Origin of the sequence: Mesorhizobium sp. B2-4-12 (genome assembly GCF_006441575.1) — a bacterium.
Taxonomy (GTDB): domain Bacteria; phylum Pseudomonadota; class Alphaproteobacteria; order Rhizobiales; family Rhizobiaceae; genus Mesorhizobium.
The window spans coordinates 79,074-98,525 of sequence record NZ_VFVC01000014.1 but is presented as its reverse complement, the minus strand read 5'-3'; the positions used below and the strand labels follow the sequence as shown (position 1 = coordinate 98,525).

General features: G+C 61.2%; 17 protein-coding genes, 1 tRNA gene and 1 pseudogene. 14 read left to right on the top strand and 5 right to left on the bottom strand.

Translation table 11 applies throughout. From position 1 onward, the window contains the following. Positions 1-34: 34 nt before the first annotated feature. Both hisN and FJ934_RS11360 read right to left on the bottom strand, forming a co-directional pair. Positions 35-808: a histidinol-phosphatase gene (gene hisN / locus FJ934_RS11365; protein WP_140609730.1), complete on the bottom strand. Its 774-nt coding sequence runs from the start codon at positions 806-808 to the stop codon at positions 35-37. A 311-nt stretch (positions 809-1,119) separates the two neighbouring features. After that, entirely contained in the window at positions 1,120-2,061 is a 942-nt protein-coding gene (locus FJ934_RS11360; protein WP_140609729.1) for an N-formylglutamate amidohydrolase, read from the bottom strand. Between the two features lie 163 nt (positions 2,062-2,224). Between FJ934_RS11360 and FJ934_RS11355 the strand changes: the two genes are divergently transcribed. The 3 genes from FJ934_RS11355 to FJ934_RS28215 all read left to right on the top strand — a co-directional run bounded on the left by FJ934_RS11355 (position 2,225) and on the right by FJ934_RS28215 (position 3,192). Then, positions 2,225-2,587, top strand: a complete 363-nt coding sequence (locus tag FJ934_RS11355; RefSeq protein ID WP_006199474.1) for a response regulator — start codon at positions 2,225-2,227, stop codon at positions 2,585-2,587. A 116-nt stretch (positions 2,588-2,703) separates the two neighbouring features. Further along, positions 2,704-2,778, top strand: a tRNA-Val gene (locus FJ934_RS11350). Between the two features lie 213 nt (positions 2,779-2,991). Then, complete coding sequence (locus FJ934_RS28215; RefSeq protein WP_140609728.1) at positions 2,992-3,192, top strand: hypothetical protein; 201 nt, start codon at positions 2,992-2,994, stop codon at positions 3,190-3,192. 45 nt (positions 3,193-3,237) lie between these two features. Here FJ934_RS28215 and FJ934_RS11340 read toward each other — a convergent pair. Next, positions 3,238-3,405, bottom strand: a pseudogene (locus FJ934_RS11340) (helix-turn-helix transcriptional regulator); the annotation flags it as partial. A 177-nt stretch (positions 3,406-3,582) separates the two neighbouring features. Then, on the bottom strand, positions 3,583-5,475 hold the full coding sequence (locus tag FJ934_RS11335) for a tetratricopeptide repeat protein (protein ID WP_140609726.1): 1,893 nt from the start codon (positions 5,473-5,475) through the stop codon (positions 3,583-3,585). A 791-nt stretch (positions 5,476-6,266) separates the two neighbouring features. Here FJ934_RS11335 and FJ934_RS11330 point away from each other — a divergent pair. From FJ934_RS11330 to FJ934_RS11320, 3 genes are all read left to right on the top strand, one after another. Then, a complete protein-coding gene (locus tag FJ934_RS11330) occupies positions 6,267-6,464 on the top strand; it encodes a hypothetical protein (protein WP_140609725.1) in 198 nt (65 codons plus the stop codon). 78 nt (positions 6,465-6,542) lie between these two features. Further along, on the top strand, positions 6,543-7,361 hold the full coding sequence (locus FJ934_RS11325) for a sterol desaturase family protein (RefSeq protein ID WP_140609724.1): 819 nt from the start codon (positions 6,543-6,545) through the stop codon (positions 7,359-7,361). Positions 7,362-8,004: 643 nt separating this feature from the next. Then, complete coding sequence (locus FJ934_RS11320) at positions 8,005-8,352, top strand: hypothetical protein (protein WP_140609723.1); 348 nt, start codon at positions 8,005-8,007, stop codon at positions 8,350-8,352. Between the two features lie 453 nt (positions 8,353-8,805). Here FJ934_RS11320 and FJ934_RS11315 read toward each other — a convergent pair whose 3' ends face one another. Continuing rightward, positions 8,806-9,963: a dihydrodipicolinate synthase family protein gene (locus FJ934_RS11315; protein ID WP_140609722.1), complete on the bottom strand. Its 1,158-nt coding sequence runs from the start codon at positions 9,961-9,963 to the stop codon at positions 8,806-8,808. A 237-nt stretch (positions 9,964-10,200) separates the two neighbouring features. Here FJ934_RS11315 and FJ934_RS11310 point away from each other — a divergent pair, with 237 nt between their 5' ends. The 8 genes from FJ934_RS11310 to FJ934_RS11275 all read left to right on the top strand — a co-directional run bounded on the left by FJ934_RS11310 (position 10,201) and on the right by FJ934_RS11275 (position 19,451). After that, a complete protein-coding gene (locus FJ934_RS11310) occupies positions 10,201-11,259 on the top strand; it encodes a LacI family DNA-binding transcriptional regulator (RefSeq protein WP_140609721.1) in 1,059 nt (352 codons plus the stop codon). Beyond that, complete coding sequence (locus FJ934_RS11305) at positions 11,256-12,272, top strand: Gfo/Idh/MocA family oxidoreductase (RefSeq protein ID WP_140609720.1); 1,017 nt, start codon at positions 11,256-11,258, stop codon at positions 12,270-12,272. Before FJ934_RS11310 ends, FJ934_RS11305 begins: the two co-directional genes overlap by 4 nt. Next, positions 12,269-13,870 carry an acyl CoA:acetate/3-ketoacid CoA transferase gene (locus tag FJ934_RS11300; RefSeq protein ID WP_140609718.1) on the top strand — a complete coding sequence of 534 codons (1,602 nt, stop codon included), beginning with the start codon at positions 12,269-12,271 and terminating at the stop codon, positions 13,868-13,870. Before FJ934_RS11305 ends, FJ934_RS11300 begins: the two co-directional genes overlap by 4 nt. Beyond that, entirely contained in the window at positions 13,863-14,639 is a 777-nt protein-coding gene (locus FJ934_RS11295; RefSeq protein ID WP_140609716.1) for an enoyl-CoA hydratase/isomerase family protein, read from the top strand. The genes FJ934_RS11300 and FJ934_RS11295 overlap by 8 nt, the downstream gene beginning before the upstream one ends. 15 nt (positions 14,640-14,654) lie before the next feature. Continuing rightward, positions 14,655-16,166: an aldehyde dehydrogenase family protein gene (locus tag FJ934_RS11290; protein ID WP_140609714.1), complete on the top strand. Its 1,512-nt coding sequence runs from the start codon at positions 14,655-14,657 to the stop codon at positions 16,164-16,166. A 59-nt stretch (positions 16,167-16,225) separates the two neighbouring features. Next, positions 16,226-17,479: an ABC transporter substrate-binding protein gene (locus FJ934_RS11285; protein ID WP_140609712.1), complete on the top strand. Its 1,254-nt coding sequence runs from the start codon at positions 16,226-16,228 to the stop codon at positions 17,477-17,479. Positions 17,480-17,553: 74 nt separating this feature from the next. Next, positions 17,554-18,510, top strand: a complete 957-nt coding sequence (locus tag FJ934_RS11280) for a sugar ABC transporter permease (RefSeq protein ID WP_140609710.1) — start codon at positions 17,554-17,556, stop codon at positions 18,508-18,510. Further along, positions 18,507-19,451: a carbohydrate ABC transporter permease gene (locus tag FJ934_RS11275; protein WP_140609708.1), complete on the top strand. Its 945-nt coding sequence runs from the start codon at positions 18,507-18,509 to the stop codon at positions 19,449-19,451. The genes FJ934_RS11280 and FJ934_RS11275 overlap by 4 nt, the downstream gene beginning before the upstream one ends. The last annotated feature ends 1 nt before the right edge of the window (position 19,452 follow it).

Here is a 19,452-nt window from a genome sequence, read left to right as displayed (position 1 = left end):
CGGCTCAGCCAGCGGGCACCAACAAGGAAGCCAATCAGCCGTGCAAGGCGGCCATGGCGGCGGCGTGAAGCTCCGGCGTCGCCGCCGCCAGCACATCGCCGCCCTTTTCCGCCGGCCTGCCGTCGAAAGTGGTGACGACGCCGCCCGCCTTTTCGATGATCGGGATCAGCGCCACGATGTCGTAGGGCTTCAATCCGGGATCGGCAACGATGTCGACGCTTCCCGAGGCGATCATGGCGAAGGCATAGCAATCGGTGCCGTAGCGGGCGAGTTGCACCTGCTTCTCGAATGCGTCATAGCGCGTGCGCGCCTCGCCCGTGAACAGCGCCGGCGTGGTGGTGAACAGCGTTGCATCCGCCAGGCTGGTCGTCTTGCGGGTCGAAAGCTTGCGCGGCCCGCCCGGCCCCTCATAGTGCGAGCCGGCGGCATTGGCGTAGAACAGTTCGCCGGTGAAGGGCTGCGACATCATGCCGGCCACGGCGTCGCCGTCGACCGTCAGCCCGACCAGCGTCCCCCATACCGGGAGGCCGGAGATGAAGGCCCGTGTCCCGTCGATCGGATCGATCACCCAGACGTGCCTGCTGGCGGTGTTCTCGCTGCCGTGCTCCTCGCCAAGAATGCCATGGTCGGGATACTGCGCCGAGATCAGCGCCCGGATGGCGCGCTCGGCCTCGCGGTCGGCTTCCGTGACCGGATCGAAACTGCCCGTTTCCTTGTTGGCGACCGCACCCTGGCTGCGGAACCTCGGCAAAGTCTCGGCCGCTGCAGCTTGCGCGATACGGCGCATGAAATCGATGCTGATGTCCAACTGATTCTCCCGCCTTGCGGCATGCCCTAACCCGGCTCTGCCGCGACTTTTCCGCCAAAACAAGGGTGTTTATCGATTATTCCTGCGTTCACTGTTGCCCAAATGTCACATGGGCATCATCGAAACGCAATTTCCACATCACTCTGAATTAAAAAAGCCTGAAGGTCGCTTGACATTTGTGCACCGCACAATACCCTTGATGATGGATAGGTTTTCCTGTCCATGCCCTCCTTGGGCGTTTCCTCCCTAGACTTCGACCGTATCGTGAAAACGATGCGGTCTTTTTTTAAGCCGCGATCCGGCTGCGAGTCTCATTCCGCGGCCAGCGGCAGGTCGATAAAGTGATGGTCGGGCATCGCCATCAGATCCGCTGAAAATCGCGTCAGATCGTCGGCCAGCGCGTCAAAGCCGGCGACCTTCTCGAATGTCCGCTCATTCATGTAGAGCCCGCGATTGATCTCGATCTGCAGCGCATGCAGATGACGCGCCGGGCGGCCATAATGTTCCGTGATGAAGCCGCCGGCATAAGGCTTGTTGTGGGCGACGGTATAGCCCATGGCGGTCAGCAGGCCGATCGCGGTTTCGGTCAGGGCGGCGGTGGCCGAGATACCGAAACGGTCGCCGATGATGAAGTCGGGCCGCACGCCGCTCTCGCCGACACGGATGCTCGCCGGCATCGAATGGCAATCGATCAGCACGGCAAAGCCGAACCGGGCATGGGTCCTGGTCAAAAGCCGCTTCAGCGTTTCGTGATAAGGCTTGTAGACGGCCTCGATGCGGGCAACGGCTTCGGCCAGCGGCAGGCGGCCCGAATAGATATCGAGGCCCTCGCCGACCAGCTTCGGCACGGTGCCAAGTCCGCCCGCGACCCGCGCCGACCGGATGTTGCAGAAGGACGGCACCGGCTCGGCGAACATGCGCGGGTCGAGTTCCCATGGCTCGCGATTGACGTCGAGATAGGCGCGCGGGAAATTCGCCGCCAGCATCGGCGCGCCCAGCGCCACGGCGCCGCCGAACAACTCGTCGACATAGCAATCCTCCGAACGGCGGATGGCGTTGCGATCGAGCTTTGCCATGGCAAGGAAGCGTTCCGGGTAGTAGCGGCCGCTATGCGGTGAGTTGAAGAGGAAAGGGACGCGCTGCTCGGCGCCCGACCGGATTTCGAAGGGTGGAAAGACCGAAAAATCCTCGGCTGCCGTCTTCAATTTGAATGTACCCGAAAACACCAGTGCATCATGACACGAAACTGCCACCTTGCAGGCCGCGTGTCCAGCATTTCAGCGGTCGCGCCGCCCGGCAAATATGGGGTCATCCCTCTGCGCGTTCACTTGATGTTTACCCTCGCCTCCTCATATAGAGGATGGTTAACGGGCCTGCCCCACGGCAGTCTCGGGCGGGTGATTCGGACGGGATATCATGGCACGCATTCTTCTGGCGGAAGACGACGACGATATGCGTCGTTTCCTCGTCAAGGCGCTGGAACGCGCCGGTTATCAGGTCAGCGATTTCGACAACGGCGCCAGCGCCTATGAGCGTCTGCGCGAGGAACCGTTCTCGCTGCTCTTGACCGATATCGTCATGCCGGAGATGGACGGTATCGAACTGGCACGCCGCGCCACGGAGATCGATCCCGACCTCAAGGTCATGTTCATCACCGGTTTCGCCGCCGTCGCGCTGAACCCGGATTCCAAGGCGCCGAAAGACGCCAAGGTGCTGTCGAAGCCCTTCCACCTGCGCGATCTCGTCAACGAGGTCGAGAAGATGCTGCAGGCGGCCTGAGCCGCCTTCCGCTGAGGCATCGGCACTTGTTTGCCGGTGCGGCGAGACGACGCCGTCTTTCCTTTTTCCTGCTATTGACGCGCCGGATCAAAAATGGTGTATGCGCGTCGTCGGATGGGCGTGTAGCTCAGCGGGAGAGCACTGCATTGACATTGCAGGGGTCACAAGTTCAATCCTTGTCACGCCCACCATCCAACCCCTTGGTTTCGTTGAATAAACAAGCCTAGGCTGTCCTCCGAAGAACCATCAATTGGCTACTGGCTCCACTCTGGCTCCAGGAAAGCGCTAATTATGGCTTCGATCCGCAAACACCGAGACAATATCAGGCCCGCATTCGCAGGCAGGGCTATTCCCTGACCAAGACGTTCCATCGCCTGTCTGACGCGAGGGAATGGGCAAGGCTGATGGAGACCCAGGCTGACAGGCAAGAGCTTGCACCAAGCCGAAAGGCATTACAGACAACTACCCTGTCCGATCTGGTCATCCATTACCGCAATGAAGTGGTGCCAACAAAGAAAGGGGGTGACGTCGAAACCATCGTGTTGAATGCCTTTCTGCGTCATCCGATCTGCAAACAGGCCCAAAACACATGCATAGAGCATTAGCTACGGGACCGCTTGGCTAGGCCGAGCTACAAGGCTTATCGGCCCTTACGAGGCCCTTTTCAGCTCGTCGATGATCGCGTGAACGTCAAAGCCGATGATCGCGGCCATATCGATCAGTTCTACTAGATCGACGCGCCGATCACCGTTTTCGATGTTTGCGACGAATGGCTGATGTCGTCCCATTGCCCTAGCCACTTCGGCTTGAGTCATGCCAGCGGCCTGGCGCCCTACATGCGGACGGAGTGTCGGCCTACCCCGTCATTGCAGGCGAAATGTTTGAGCGCCCAATCAGACGCGAAGAGCCATGACCCGACTTTGCCTTCAACCAACTCATTTTCTGGGTTTCATATTCCACGTGAATGCTTCATTGGCCTCGCAGCCTACTGATACTCAAGCCCCAGTCGCGGCTATTTGGGCCTCCATCCGATTGACGAGCGCGACATAACGGGGATGAGCGCGGAGCGAGTCGAGGTCGCTATCCTGACGCATCCAAGGCATGCGCAAAATGAGGTAGGCATGTGATGCAGTTAGCTGACGTTCCAGGCAATCGATAGCCTGTTCCGCCTTGCCCAGCCTCGCATAAAAACAGCCTATGTTGTACTGAACCGCAATGTTGTCTCCGGCGAACATTTCAGCACGGGAGACCCACGACAGCGCGCGTTCAATCTCGCCAATTTCCGCCAGCATTGAGGCGCCGTAACATAGCGCGGTGGCATTGTCGGGATGCGCTTTGACTTCCTTTTCCACTGCCAGCACACCTTGCCTTGCAGCTTCCTTGGCGTCGTCGCTGCGGCCAAGTGAAACATAGACCATATTTAGATTGGTCCAGACCCGATAGTCATCGGGTGACAACGATACGGCACGCTGGTACAGCGCGGCAGCTTTCTCGTATTGACCTTGAATGAAACAATTCCGGCCGTAAGAGAAATAGGTATCGGAAGAACTGGCGTCTAACTCTAAAGCTCGCTCGAACTCCACTTCCGCCTCGGCATACCGGCCATTTACGAACAAGGCTCCGCCACGTGATGCGTGGGCGTCGGCGAGACCTGGCTCAAGTTCCAGCGCCCGTGTGCTGTTGGAAAGGACTGCCTCGAAGCTGGCGTCGGGATCGTTGCAAGTCAACAGAAGCCACTCACAATCAGCCAAAGCGGCATAAGCGCGCGCATAATTTGGGTCAATTTCAACAGCTCTGGCAAACAGTCGCTGCGCTGTTTTGATAAACTTGGTCTCGACTCCCCTATTGAGGAACGACCTGCCCATCAACAGCGTCTCGTAAGCCTCTGGGTTGTCGGTCGAGCGGTTTGTAATTGTCGCCAGTTCTTCGGGCAGCAGCTTCACTTTGAGCACGTCGACAATGCTTTTGGATATCTCGTCCTGAAGGGCAAAGATATCGTCTAACGTCCGGTCATACCGCTCGGCCCAGATATGGTCACCGCCACGACCATTGATTAGCTGAGCCGTGATACGCACTCGCCCTCCAGCCTTGCGTACACTTCCTTCCAGGACGTAGGCGACGTTCAGCTTCTTCGCCACCTCCTCGATCAATACCGCCTTGCCCTTGAAGGTAAAGACTGTATTGCGCGCGACGACGGAGAGTCCGGACACTTGCGAAAGGTCGGTGATAATGTCCTCGGTGATGCCGTCGGAAAAATACTCCTGCTCGGGATCACCGCTCATATTGGCGAAGGGTAGGACGGCGATCGACGGTTTGTCGGGCAGAGTCACAGCCAAGTGTTCCCCACTTTTGCCGCTCACGTTCATTCCAACGCAGTAGACCCGCACTGGCTTCACGATGTTTTTGAGCGTGTGTTCGCCGAGATCGTCGAACGCCAATGCTAGCTTGCTGGTAACATGTTCGTGCACGGTGGAGGAGACGTAGATACCACCGGGCTCAGCCAAACCCTCCAACCGCGCTGCTACGTTTACGCCGTCGCCATAAATATCGGAGCCTTCGACGATCACATCGCCCAGATTGACACCTATTCGGAGGATGATGCGACTCGTCTCTGGTGCGCCCAGATTGGCATTATTGAAACCTTTCTGCAGTTCGACCGCACACTGTACGGCATCCACGGCACTGCCAAATTCTACCAGAACACCGTCCCCCATTACCTTGACGACGCGGCCATGGTGTTGGGCAACCGTGGGAGATAGCACCTCGTTCCGACGTGCCTTGAGTGCGGCCAATGTGCCCGCCTCGTCGTGTTCCATCAGGCGCGAATAACCCACGACATCGGCGGCCAGGATCGCGGCAAGGCGGCGTTGGGCGCGAATTTCGGCCATGTGGGGTGAATACCTTCAGGAAGCCGAGCGCATATAATTGTATAGGTACTCTGGCCGCGAGTCTATTCGGCCCGACTTCTGTTGTGGGTCAGGATCGACGGACTGGCCATGTCCCCGGCATGCCCGGTTATTGGGTAATTCTTGCGGACGGATCATAAGGCGATTGGCGCCGCGCGGGTCTTAGCGTCAGGTTTTCATCACTGCGGAGTCCGGTCTAAATCAGTCCGGGCATCTAATCGTTATGGTTGATGGGCAATACCGAGAATGTTGGCGTACGGGCAGCAGCATCAATCGCTTCTGATCCAAACAGTACGCTTTGAGTTCCTTCCTTTGGCCTTTGGGTTCCGGGAATTTCTGGTAGCGATTTGCGATGGGTCCCGCTCCGCGTCTCCAAGGTGCCCCCTGTCAACCCCCTTGTAGGGGTGCATTGAACATTGCAGGGGTCACAAGTTCAATCCTTGTCACGCCCACCATCCTTTCAATAACTTAGCCGTTTCCCTTAGTCGGCTGGCACAGAAACGGCACAGAAATGCCGCTCGATGACGCGGCGTCGCGGGCGGGACGTGTAGCGCGCAAGATCGCTTGGCACCTGTGCGTAACTTCATTGGCAACAGATTGCATACCCTCTAATGGCCTTTTAACGTGCCTGGACGATCGCATCGACGAACGCCCGTCCAGCTCGAACACTGCGATCGTCCTTGGTCTCTACCGTGCCGCTGAGGCCATTCATCCTTTCTTGGCAGTATTAGATCATCGTCATAGGCAGACATGGCCGACAAAAGGGGAAGCCGATGGAACGGTTATCGTTCGCGCAAATCTGCGGATTGATGTCCGTCGCGCTGGTAGCTCTATGGGGCGCCCAGCAGGCACGTGACTACTTTTTACCAAAGCAAACCACGGTCGAAAATCCGGTGCTGGTCCCCGAGTATGAGCTGAGGCGGCAAAGAGACGAGGCGTGGACCAACAAGTACGCTTACGCGCTGGTCTAAATGCCGGTCCCCGGCCCTGCGCTTGCGTGCCGCGCGGCCCGGTGCTTCACTGGCGCCGGATTTACCGGGGAGTAGAAGGTGGACGTCTTTGGGCTCAAACCGCTGTTGATTTGGGCGCTGATCTTCATTCCACTGGAGAGGATCCTTGCCCTTCGACCGCAGCAAAAGATATTTCGAAAGGGGGTTTTCAACGACCTTTCCTATTACGTCTTCAATGGCATCGCGGTCAATTTCATCGGCGGCGTGCTCTTTGTGCCGGTCATCAGCGCCGCCGCTCTGCTCGTTCCGACAGGCCTGACGGAGGCCGTGGCCCAGCAGGCGACATGGCTTCAGGTCATCGAGATCGTCGTCATGACCGATCTTGGCGTGTATGCCGCACATCGTGCGTTTCACGCTGTGCCGATCCTCTGGCGCTTCCATTCCATCCATCATGGCGTCGAGGAGATGGACTACCTTGCTGCCTTTCACGTCCATCCGATCGATCAGATCCTCACAAAGGCAGCCGCGCTGGTGCCGGTGTTTCTCCTCGGCTTCGACGGCGAGGCGCTCGGCATCTATTTCCTCATCTATGCAGGGCACGCCATGCTGATCCATGCCAACCTTCGCATCAGCTTCGGCCCCCTCAAATGGCTGATCGCCAGTCCTCAGTTTCATCACTGGCACCACGCCGGCGAGCGATCAGCCTATGACAAGAATTTCGCCGGCCAGCTTTCAATCATCGACCTCATATTCGGCACGTTCCGCATTCCCGGCGCATCGATGCCGGCCAAGTACGGCGTTGACGACCCGATTCCCACGAACTTCTTTGGCCAGATCGGCTATCCGTTGACGCCGCACAAGGCGGGATCGCCTGCCAAGCCGGTTACGACCTCGGATAGGCCGCAGTCGGAACTGTGAAGCCGCCATCCGACCCGTAGCGCGCCACACCGTTGGTGAAGCGGATTTCGTCTACCCAACCATTGAGATCGTAGCCGCCAAAAATAGGGATTGAGGCTGCCGTTTTTCAGCAGGCTGCTGGCAAAAGTTCGCGTTATACGCCCAACAGGTCCATATGCCCTCAATGTTTTAGTGCCATCCGATCTTGCGCGGGCTCAGCCAGCCGGCCGGTTTGGTGCCAAATGAAGTTGCGCGGCCGGTTTCTGGCTTTCTGGCTTTCCGGCCCCGCCGTCTCCCGTCAAACCCCTTGGTTTCCGGGCTTCTGGCGGCTCTTCCCGCCGATTATCACCTTTTCCCGGCTATCCCCGGCTGATGCCATCCGATCTTGCGCGGTACACGTCGCGGGCGGGGCGCCGGTTCACGCTATGCCCATCAGCGGCACCCACAATGAGATTGATGGCACATGGGGAATGGGGCGTATTATCCGCACACTCCTCCCTCGCCCGGGGAGGGATAAAGCAAATGCTCGTCTGCCCGGCGATCGTATCTTTCCGGCTTAGCTTTGTACCAAACCGACGTTTGAATCCCTTGGATATCCCCCGCTGAAGGAGTAAATACTTCCTTAGGCATAAGGGAGGTGGCGGTGTCTCTAGGCGATACAGACATGGCGCGGGTGACGATCGACGCCATCTTTCTGTCGCAGCACCGCGCTAGGGCTGACATTGCCTCGCTACGCGCCGATATAGCTCAAACCCGGCGTGCAATCGCGGCATCACGCGAGCTTCTCAAGCGGTTTCGCCAACGCAAGATAGACGAGGCGCGATGGGAGGTTGAGCACCCCTCGGTATCAGCGTTCGATGCAGACATTCTCCGGTCTGTTTTTCGAGATTTGGTCTTGGAAATGAAGGCACCGGAGTGTCAATGGCGTAATCTAGCTCAGAGCCTGGTTTACGAGTTTTGCCACTGCGAGCGGGTTGAGCCCGGCTTGGTGGATTGGATCATCGGTAAGTAAATCCGCCTCTCAGATTTGAAATCTGATGGACCACCCCTACTTTCATAGTCCATATCGGAAATGTCGCATGATTCGTGACATGGGCAGGAAGGCAAAGCGCAAGGCAAAGCAGGCGATTATTGCACTACCGTTGGATGACGGGATTCAACCTACTAGGCCCGCAAGTGCGGAATTACCACAGAAGAAGCCTTGCGCATCATCGAAGCGGCCAACCGTCCAAAGTCGACAAGGGCGCTACGGCAGAGGCCCGGTTCCGTTCCACCGGACGAATAGCGCAAGGTCGCGGCGTGCCTGAATCACCAAGCGTCTTTGGGCGACATGCGCGAAACCGGGACGGTCCGGCAATTGTCGCGGGGCGGATGCATGGGTACAGACGTGCTCAGCCGGCCCCAACGCCGCTCCATCTCGCAAATCCCCCACTTGGGGGATTCTTATTGCCCGATTTCGTTCAGCTCAGACGCCTGCGACGGCGCACAGGCTCTTCATCCTGGATATGGCAAGGTCCGGATCGGCCAGCAATCCTGCCTGGTCGGCAAGGCGGAAAATATCGGCATAGTGGCGGATGCCGCGCGCCGACTGCATGCCGCCGACCATCGTGAAATGATCCTGGTGGCCGTTCAGCCAGGCCATGAAGACGATGCCGGCCTTGTAGTATTCGGTCGGCGCCTCGAAGATTTTTTGCGATAGCGGCACCGTCGGCGCCATCAGCGCGTCATAGCCGGCACGGTCGCCATCCGCCAGTTTCGCCAAGGCCGCGTTGGCGACCGGCGCGATGGCATCGAAAATGCCAAGCAGCGCGTGCGAGTGCCTCTTGCCGTCGCCGGCGATCAGTTCGGGATAGTTGAAGTCGTCGCCGGTGAACATCACGACGTCGTCCGGCAGCCGGTCGCGCAGTGCAACCTCCTTGCCTGCATCGAGCAACGATATCTTGATGCCTTCGACCTTGCCGGCATGGCGTTCGATGATGGCCACCACCGTATCGAGCGCGGTCTCGAAATCGTCGCAGCCCCAATAGCCCTTCAAGGCCGGGTCGAACATCTCACCCAGCCAGTGCAGAATGACCTTGCCGGAGGCCTGGCTCAGAATACGGTCATAGACGGCGGCGTAGTCGTCCGGCCCCTTCGCTACTGCCGCCAGGGCGCGGCTGGCCATCATGATCGCCTTGCCGCCCTGCCCTTCGATGAAGGCGAACTGCTCCTCATAGGCGCCGATCACGTCGTCCAGCGTCTTGGCCGACCCCGGCGCCAGATGGTCGGTACCGGCACCCGAGGCGAGATCGGCGCCGTCGACGGTGCGTGCCTCGGCGATAGAGCGGCGGATCAATTCCTGCGCGCTTGCCCAATCGAAGCCCATGCCGCGCTGCGACGTGTCCATCGCCTCGGCGATGCGGAAGCCGAGCCGCCACAAATGATGACGAAACGCCATCGTCCTGTCCCAGTCGACCACGGGCCGGGACCACGGATCGGTCACTCCAAGGGGATCGGCGACGACATGCGCGGCGGCATAGGCGACGCGCGGAAACCGCGCGCCCATCACCGGCTGCACCGGCTGGCCGACAAGCGCGTAACGGGTGCTGCGGCCACCACTCTCACCAGGCAAGGCAATATCCATCGATTTCTCCCTTTATTGCGCCTATAAATGGAACGTTCCAATAAATCAAGAACCTTTAGGAATTTCCAGGCGACTTCCCTAAAATGCTGCGTCGCAGCACGCAATGCCTTCCGGCGCACGTCCTGCAGCATCGAATTACCGATTTTTCGCGCCTGGAAGAATTCCCGATTGACTCTCGGCTGGAGCAATGATTAGAACGTTCCAATAAACTTGACCTGAACCGGAGGAGACATCTGAATGGCCAGCCGGGCCAAGGTGACGATCTTCGACATCGCCCGCGAGGCGGGCGTGTCCAAATCGACGGTGTCGCTCGTGCTCCAGGGCAGCGGGCTGATCCGGCCTGAGACCGCGGTCAAGGTTCGCAAGGCGATCGAGGATGTCGGCTATGTCTACAACCGAGGCGCCGCCAATCTACGCAAGGCCCATTCCAATGTCATCGGCATGGTCATTAACGACCTCACCAATCCGTTCTTCGCCGAACTGGCGGTCGGCATGGAGCGCGTCTTCCAGTCGGCCGGCATCGTGCCCTTCATCGCCAACACCGCGGAGAATCCGGTGCGTCAGGAAGAGGTGCTCAAGTCGCTGATGGAACAAGGCGTCGCCGGCCTCATCGTGTCGCCGGCGCGCGGCACCACGCCGGGCGCGTTCCGGCGGCTGGAGACGGCGGGCGTGCCGATCGTCTTCGCCATGCGCCGCTTGCCAGAAAGCCGTATCCCGGTGATCGCTCCGGACAATCATCGCGGCGCCTACCTGGCCACGGCCCATCTTATCGGCAAGGGGCATCGCCGGCTGGTCTTCTTCGGCGGCTCGCCCGACCTGGTGGTCTACCATGAGCGCCTGGGCGGCTTTCGCGAGGCCTGCGAGACGCTTGGCATAGGCGCCCGTGATATCCTTGTCATCGAGGGCGAGACGAGCCGTCGTGGCGGTATTGCCTGCCTGGAGACTGCCCTTGCGATGGCTGAATCGCCGACCGCCGCACTCTGCTTCAATGATGCTGTCGCCTTTGGTGCCCTGCTGGCGCTGCGCAAGCGCGGCCTTGAACCCGGCGCGGATTTCGCCGTCGTCGGCTTCGACGACGTGGCCGAGGCAGAACATTATATGCCGGCGCTGACCAGCGTCGCGGTGGACTCAGCCGGTCTCGGCGAACGCGCCGCCCATGTCATGATCAAGATGATCCAGTCGCGCACCACCCGTGCGGAGGATCATATAGGCGCGGTCAATCTCGTGGTCAGGGAAAGCTGCGGCCCGGATCGTCGCACGCGAAACAGGCCGGCAGGGACAGGAGTGACCGTATGAGCGTCAAATGGGGACTGATCGGCGCCAGCACGATCGCCAGGCAATTCATGATCAATGCCATTCGCGCGCAAGCCGATGGCGAGATCGTCGCGGTGATGAGTTCCAACCCGGAACGCGCCACGTCCTATGCCGGGGAAAATGACATTCCAGCCGCCATGTCGAGCCTCGATGCCCTGCTCGGATCCGGCATCGACGCGGTCTATATCTCGACCACCAACGAACTGCATCTCGAGCAGGCCCTCGCCGCCATCCAGGCGGGAAAGCATGTGCTGTGCGAAAAGCCGATGGCGCTGACCAGCGCCGACGCGCGCAACATGGTCGCTGCGGCCAAGGCAGCGGGTGTCGTGCTCGCCACCAACCATCATCTGCGCAACGCAGGGGCCCATCGCGCCATGCGTGAGGCGATCGCCGCCGGCCGCATCGGCAAGCCCATCGCCGCGCGGGTCTTCCATTCCGTCTATCTGCCGGAGACCCTGCAGGGCTGGCGCATCACCAAACCCGAGGCCGGCGGTGGGGTGGTGCTCGACATCACCGTGCATGATGCCGACACGCTGCGCTTCGTGCTTGGCGACGATCCGGCCGAGGTCTCGGCCTTCACCCAGTCGGCCGGCATGGCCGGCGGCGGATTGGAAGACGGCGCCATGTGCATCTGGCGCTTCAGCTCGGGCCTTATCGCCCAGTCGCATGAAGGCTTCACCACCAGGTTCGCCGGCACCGGCTTTGAGGTACACGGCTCGCAAGGTTCGCTGATCGCCAGCAATGTGATGACCCAGAAGCCGGACGGCTCGGTGCTGCTGCGCACCGCCAAGGGGGAGGAGCAACTGAGCTTCGACCGCGAGGATCTCTACGTCAGGTCTGTGCGTCAGTTCCATGCCGCGATCCGCGGCAAGGGCCAGCCTGCCGCCACCGGAGAGGACGGCGTCTGGTCGCTGGCATCAGCCGAGGCGGCACTTCAATCGGCCAGCTCCGGAAAGGCCGTCAAGATCGACCCCAAACTCGGGAGCATGAATTGAGCAAGGTCGTTTCAGCGGCGCAGGCAGCCAGCCTGATCAAGGACGGCATGGTCGTCTCGGTGTCCTCGTCGAGCGGTCTCGGCTGCCCGGACGCCGTGCTCGCCGCGATCGGTGAGCGCTTCGACGCCGAGGGTCATCCGAAGGAGATCACCACGCTGCATCCGATCGCCGCCGGCGACATGTATGGCATCAAGGGCATCGATCATCTGGCCAAGCCGGGCCTGTTGAAGCGCACGCTGTGCGGCTCCTATCCGTCCGGCCCCTCCTCCGCCGAGCCGCCGCGGATCTGGAAGATGATCGGCGACAATTCGGTCGCCGCCTACAACGTGCCGTCCGGCATCCTGTTCGACATGCACCGCGAAGCCGCCGCCAAGCGGCCGGGCGTGCTGACCAAGGTTGGCCTCGACACCTTCGCCGACCCGCGCCACCAGGGCTGCGCCATGAACGCGGCGGCAAACGAGCCGATTGTTTCGGTACAGCAGTTCGACGGCGAGGAATGGCTCTATTTCCGTTCGATCGTGCCCAACATTTCGATCATTCGCGCCACCACGGCGGACGAGCGCGGCAACCTCACCTACGAGCATGAGGGCGCCTATCTCGGCGGGCTCGAACAGGCGCTCGCCGCCCGCAACAATGGCGGCATCGTCATCGCGCAGGTCAAGCGCGTCGTCGAGAACGGCACGCTGAAGCCGCACGACGTCCGCGTGCCGGGCGTGCTGGTCGACCACATCGTCGTGGCGCCGGACCAGTTGCAGACCACGCTGACGCCTTACGATCCGGCGATCTCCGGCGAGATCTTCCGGCCGCTGTCCACCTTCCGCAATGCCGAGATGAACGTCCAGAAGGTGATCGCGCGCCGCGTCGCCATGGAGTTGCGCGACGGCATGGCCGTCAACATCGGCTTTGGCATCTCCGCCAACGTGCCGCGCATCCTTCTGGAAGAAGGCCAGCACGGCAAGGTCACCTGGGTGATCGAACAGGGCGCGGTCGGCGGCGTGCCGCTGCTCGATTTCAAGTTCGGCTGCGCCTCCAACGCCGAGGCGATCATGCCCTCGCCGCACCAGTTCATCTATTTCCAGGCCGGCGGTTTCGACGCCTCGCTGCTCTCCTTCCTGCAGATCGACCGCCACGGCTCGGTCAACGTATCGAAGCTGTCGGCTCGGCCGCATGTCACCGCCGGCGCCGGTGGTTTTGTCGACATCACGTCGCGGGCGAAGAAGATCGTCTTCTCCGGCTTCTTCAATGCCGGCGCCAAACTCTCATTGGCCGAGGGCGGCATCCGCATCGACCAGGAGGGCAAGGTCAAGAAAATCGTCAGCGAGGTCGAGCATATCTCCTTCTCGGGCAAGCGGGCGGTCGCTCAAGGGCAGGACATCACCTATGTTACCGAGCGCTGCGTGATGAAGCTGACGCCGGACGGCTTGATGGTGACGGAACTGGCGCCGGGCATCGACCTAGAGCGCGACGTGCTGGCGCAGGCCGAAATTCCGCTCGGTGTCGCCAACGACCTCAAGGTGACGCCATCCGCGCTCTATCACGACCAGCCGATCGGCCTGTCGCTTAACGGCGGCGCCTCGCTCGGAGGCGCGCATGGCTGAACGCCTCGTCACCTTCGAGCCGGAAGGCGCCATCGGCATCGTCACCTTGCGCCGGCCTGAAAAATTCAACGCGCTTGATATTCCGATGCTGCGGGCGCTGGAAACCGCGTTTGATGAGGCGGAGATCGCCGAAGGCGTGCGCGTGGTGCTCATCCGCGGCGAAGGCAAGGGCTTTTGCGCCGGCGGCGATATCGAGGCCTGGGGCGCCATGGGCGCCGCCGATTTCCAGGTGCAATGGGTCCGCTACGGACATCGTGTGTTCGACCGGCTGGCGCGGCTCAGGCAACCGACCATCGCCGTGCTGTCCGGCCACGCGCTGGGCGGCGGGCTGGAACTGGCTGTCGCTTGCGATTTCCGCGTCGCCGAGACGCATGTGAAACTGGGCTTCCCAGAAACCTCGATCGGTGTCGTGCCCGGCTGGTCCGGCACGCAACGCGCCGTGCGCCGCTTCGGCGCACAGACGGTGCGTCGCATGGCCCTTGGTGGCGAGATCGTTCTTGCGCCCGAAGCGCTCGCCCTTGGCGTCGTCGACAGGATGGTCGAAACCGGCAAGGCGCTCGCGGAGGCCAAAGCCTGGGCCGGAAAGATCGCCGAGCGCGGCCCCTTGGCGACGGAAGCGGCCAAGCTGATGATCGCGGTCGCCGAAGGCGAGGAAAGTGCTGCCGCCGTCGAAGCACTGGCCAGCGGCTTCATCGCGCTCACCGGCGACCTCAAGGCTGGTGTCGGTGCTTTCAAGACCAAGCAGAAGCCGGCATTTTCAAGATCATAGAGAAAAGTGAAGCTGATGAACGCCCCCCTCAACATCGCCATGCCCGCCGAGGCGTCCGCAGCGCCAAGAACCTATCGGCTGCTGATCGATGGCAAACATGTCGATGCCCGTGATGGCCGCATGCTGGAACGCAAGAGCCCTGGCCACGGCTTCACCGTCTCGCGCTATGCGCAAGCCGGCGCGGCCGAAGTGGAAGCAGCGATGCAGGCCGCGCACCAGGCGTTCGAGACCGGTCCCTGGCCGCGCATGAAGGCAGCCGAACGCGCCGCGATCCTGCTCAAGGCGGCAGACCTGATCGAGGCGCGGCTGGAAGACATCGCCCGGCTCGATGCCCTGGAATCCGGCAAGCCGGTCGCCCAGGCGCGCGGCGAGATCGGCGGCGCAGTCGACATCTGGCGCTATGCCGCCTCGCTTGCCCGCACGCTGCATGGCGAATCCTATGCCAATCTCGGCGACGCCATGCTGGGCGTTGTGGTGCGTGAACCGATCGGCGTCGTCTCGATCATCACCCCATGGAATTTCCCGTTCCTGATCGTCAGCCAGAAACTTCCTTTCGCGCTGGCCGCCGGTTGCACCGCCGTGGTCAAGCCGAGCGAAATGACATCGGCCTCCACCTTCGTCCTCGGCGATATCCTGCTGGAAGCCGGCCTGCCCGCCGGCGTCGTCAACATCCTCGCCGGTCTGGGCGCCGATGTCGGCGCGCCGATGGTTAGCCACCCCCTCGTCGAGATGGTGTCGTTCACCGGCTCGACCCGCGTTGGCAAGATGACCATGGCTTCCGCCGCGCAGTCGCTGAAGAAGGTCTCGATGGAACTCGGCGGCAAGAACGGCCAGATCGTCTTCCCCGACGCCGATCTCGAAGCCGCGGCTGACGCGGCGGTGTTCGGCGGCTTCTTCAATGCCGGCGAATGCTGCAATGCCGGCAGCCGGCTGATCGTGCATGAGGCGATCGCCGACGATTTTCTTGCCGCCGTGAAGGCCCTTGCGTCCAGGGTGACCGTCGGCGACCCGCTCGATGACCGGACCAAGGTCGGCGCGATGATCTCGTCCGACCATCTGGCCAAGGTTACGGATTACGTTACGGCAGCGGCAAGCGTGGGCAGCACTGTCTATAGCGGCGGCCAGCAACTGGCTTCGAATGCCGGTCAATATCTCGATCCCACCATCATCCGCGGCGTCACCGAGGACATGGCCATCGCACGCGAGGAAGTCTTCGGCCCCGTGCTCTCGGTGCTGACTTTTGAAACGATTGAAAAGGCGTTGCACATCGCCAACAACACGCCCTATGGTCTGTCGGCAGGCGTGTGGAGCGCCAACATCGACACATGCATGTCGGTGGCGCGTGGGGTGCGTTCGGGAACCGTTTGGGTGAACACATTCATGGAAGGTTATCCCGAGCTGCCTTTTGGAGGCTATAAACAGTCCGGCCTTGGACGCGAACTCGGCAAACGCGCCGTCGAGGACTATACCGAGGAAAAGACAATCCAGTTTCATCGCGGCCAGCGCACCGGATGGTGGGTCGGCTGAGTTTGGAAGAACCCGGCGGGTTTCCGTCGGTCCTATGACTGCAACAAGGGAGGAAGTACATGTTGCGCAAACTGCTTATCGGAACGGCTCTTGCGACGAGCTTTGCGTTTTCGGCGCATGCCGCGGACGTCAAGGAAGTGCAGATGCTGCATTGGTGGACGTCGGGCGGCGAAGCGGCTGCTCTGAACGTGCTCAAGCAGGACCTGGCCAAGGAAGGCTATGCCTGGAAGGACGTGCCGGTGGCCGGCGGCGGCGGCGACGCCGCAATGACCGCGCTGAAGGCGATGGTCGCGGCCGGCAATTACCCGACCGCTTCGCAGATGCTCGGCTACACCGTGCTCGACTATGCCGCAGCCGGCGTCATGGGCGACCTGACCGAGACGGCCAAGAAGGAAGGCTGGGACAAATCAGTTCCGGCGGCGCTGCAGAAATTCTCGGTCTATGAAGGCAAGTGGGTCGCGGCTCCGGTCAACGTCCACTCGGTCAACTGGCTGTGGATCAACAAGGCGGTGATGGACAAGATCGGCGGCACCGAGCCGAAGACCTTCGACGACTTCGTCGCCCTGCTCGACAAGGCCAAGGCTGCCGGTGTCATCCCGCTCGCGCTGGGCGGCCAGAACTGGCAGGAAGCAACCATGTTCGACTCGGTCGTGCTCTCGACCGGCGGACCTGACTTCTACAAGAAGGCCTTCAACGACCTCGACGACGCTTCGCTCAAGTCCGACACGATGAAGAAGTCGTTCGACAACCTCGCCAAACTGGTCACCTATGTCGACCCGAACTTCTCGGGCCGCGATTGGAACCTTGCCACCGCCATGGTCATCAAGGGCGATGCCCTTGTGCAGGTCATGGGTGACTGGGCCAAGGGTGAGTTCCACGCCGCCAAGAAGACCCCGGGCACCGACTTCCTGTGCTATCGCTTCCCGGGCACCGACGGCTCGGTGATCTACAACTCCGACATGTTCGGCATGTTCAATGTTCCGGAAGACCGCAAGGCCGCCCAGGTCGCATTGGCCACCGCCACCCTGTCGAAGAGCTTCCAGTCGGCCTTCAATGTGGTGAAGGGTTCGGTTCCCGCACGCACCGACGTGCCGGACACCGACTTCGACGCCTGCGGCAAGAAGGGCATCGCCGACCTGAAGAAGGCCAATGAAGGCGGCACGCTGTTCGGCTCGCTGGCCCAGGGCTATGGCGCGCCTCCAGCCGTCGCCAATGCCTACAAGGATGTCGTCTCGAAATTCGTCCACGGCCAGATCAAGACCTCGGACGAGGCCGTGACCGAGTTGGTCAAGGCGATCGACGACGCCAAGTAAGCGTTACGCGCCAAAACACCTTCCCCGCTTCGGTGGGGAAGGTTCCCCGGCCGAACGCTGACGGGAGGAACCTCATGAGCACAGTTGCGACAAGCCAGATCAAGCTGACGCCGGAGCATGCCCGACCGCGTGCCTCAGTGCGCTCGCGCCTGCAGGATGCCTTGCCGAAGATCGTGCTGGCGCCGAGCTTCGCCATCACTGTCATCTTTGTCTACGGCTTCATCCTGTGGACGATCTATCTGTCCTTCACCAATTCCAAGACCTTCCCGTCCTACGCCATAACAGGGCCTCGCGCCTATCAGCGGCTGTGGGGCTGGACCTTCGACACCGACCCGCCATCAAGCTGGTACACCTCGATCACCAACATGGGCATATTCGGCTTTCTCTATATCCTGATCTGCCTGGCGCTCGGCCTGTTCCTGGCCATCCTGCTCGACCAGAAGATCCGTGGCGAAGGCGTGTTGCGCCCGATCTACCTCTATCCGATGGCGCTGTCCTTCATCGTCACCGGCGTCGCCTGGAAATGGTTCCTCGATCCGGGCCTCGGCCTTGAGCAGACCTTGCATCAATGGGGCTGGACGAGCTTCCATTTCGACTGGATCAAGAACAAGGATTTCGTCATCTACACCGTGGTCATCGCCGGCGTCTGGCAGGCCTCGGGCTTCATCATGGCGATGTTCCTGGCCGGCCTGCGCGGCATCGACGGCGAGATCATGAAGGCGGCGCAGATCGATGGCGCCACAACCTTCCAGCTCTACCGCCGCATCGTGATTCCGCTGCTGCGGCCGATCTTCCTGTCGGCGTTCATCGTGCTCGCCCACCTCGCCATCAAGTCCTACGATCTTGTGGTGGCGCTGACCAGCGGTGGCCCCGGCGGCTCGGCGTGGCTGCCGTCCAACTTCATGTATGAGTACACCTTCAAGCGCAACGAGATGGCGGTCGGCTCGGCCAGTGCGGTGATCATGCTGATGACCATCGTCGCCATCATCGTGCCCTATCTCTATTCGGAACTCAGGGAGAAGTCGCGATGAGCACCGTGGCCACCCCCGCCCGCCTGCCGTCCAGCGGGGTCAACGTCAAGATCGTCAACCGCGTCGTCATCTACGGGCTTCTGGCGCTGTTCGCGCTGTTCTACCTGATGCCGCTGTTCGTCATGCTGGTCACCTCGTTCAAGACCATGGACGAGATCCAGAACGGCAACATGCTTTCGCTGCCCAAGGCGCCGACCTTCGATCCCTGGCTGAAGGCTTGGGGCGAGACTTGCGTCGGCCTCACCTGCGCCGGCATCAAGGGCTATTTCTGGAACTCCATCAAGATGGTGGTCCCCGCGGTCATCATCTCGACCTTGCTCGGCGCCTTGAATGGCTACGTGCTGACCAAATGGCGCTTCCGCGGTCACACGCTGGTGTTCGGGCTGATGCTGTTTGCCTGCTTCATCCCGTTCCAGTCGGTGCTGCTGCCGATGGCGACGATCCTCGGCAGCGTCGGCCGTTTCGGCGCGTCGCTGCAGAACTCGGTCGGAACCAGTTTCGGCCTCGGCAATTCGACGGTCAACCTCGTCTTCGTCCACGTCGTCTACGGCATCGGCTTCACCACGCTGTTCTTCCGCAACTATTATGAGGCCTTCCCGACCGAACTGGTGAGAGCCGCCCAGGTCGACGGCGCATCGTTCTTCCAGATATTCCGGCGCATCATGCTGCCCAACTCGATGCCGATCTTCGTCGTCACCGTGATCTACCAGTTCACCAACATCTGGAACGACTTTCTGTTCGCTTCCGCTTATGCCGGCACGGGTGACTCCATGCCGATGACGGTGGCGCTCAACAATGTCGTCAACACCTCGACCGGCGTCGTCGAATACAACGTCAACATGGCGGCCGCGATGATCGCGGCCCTCCCCACCCTTCTCGTCTATGTGCTCGCCGGCCGCTATTTCGTGCGTGGCCTGATGGCGGGCGCGGTCAAAGGATAAT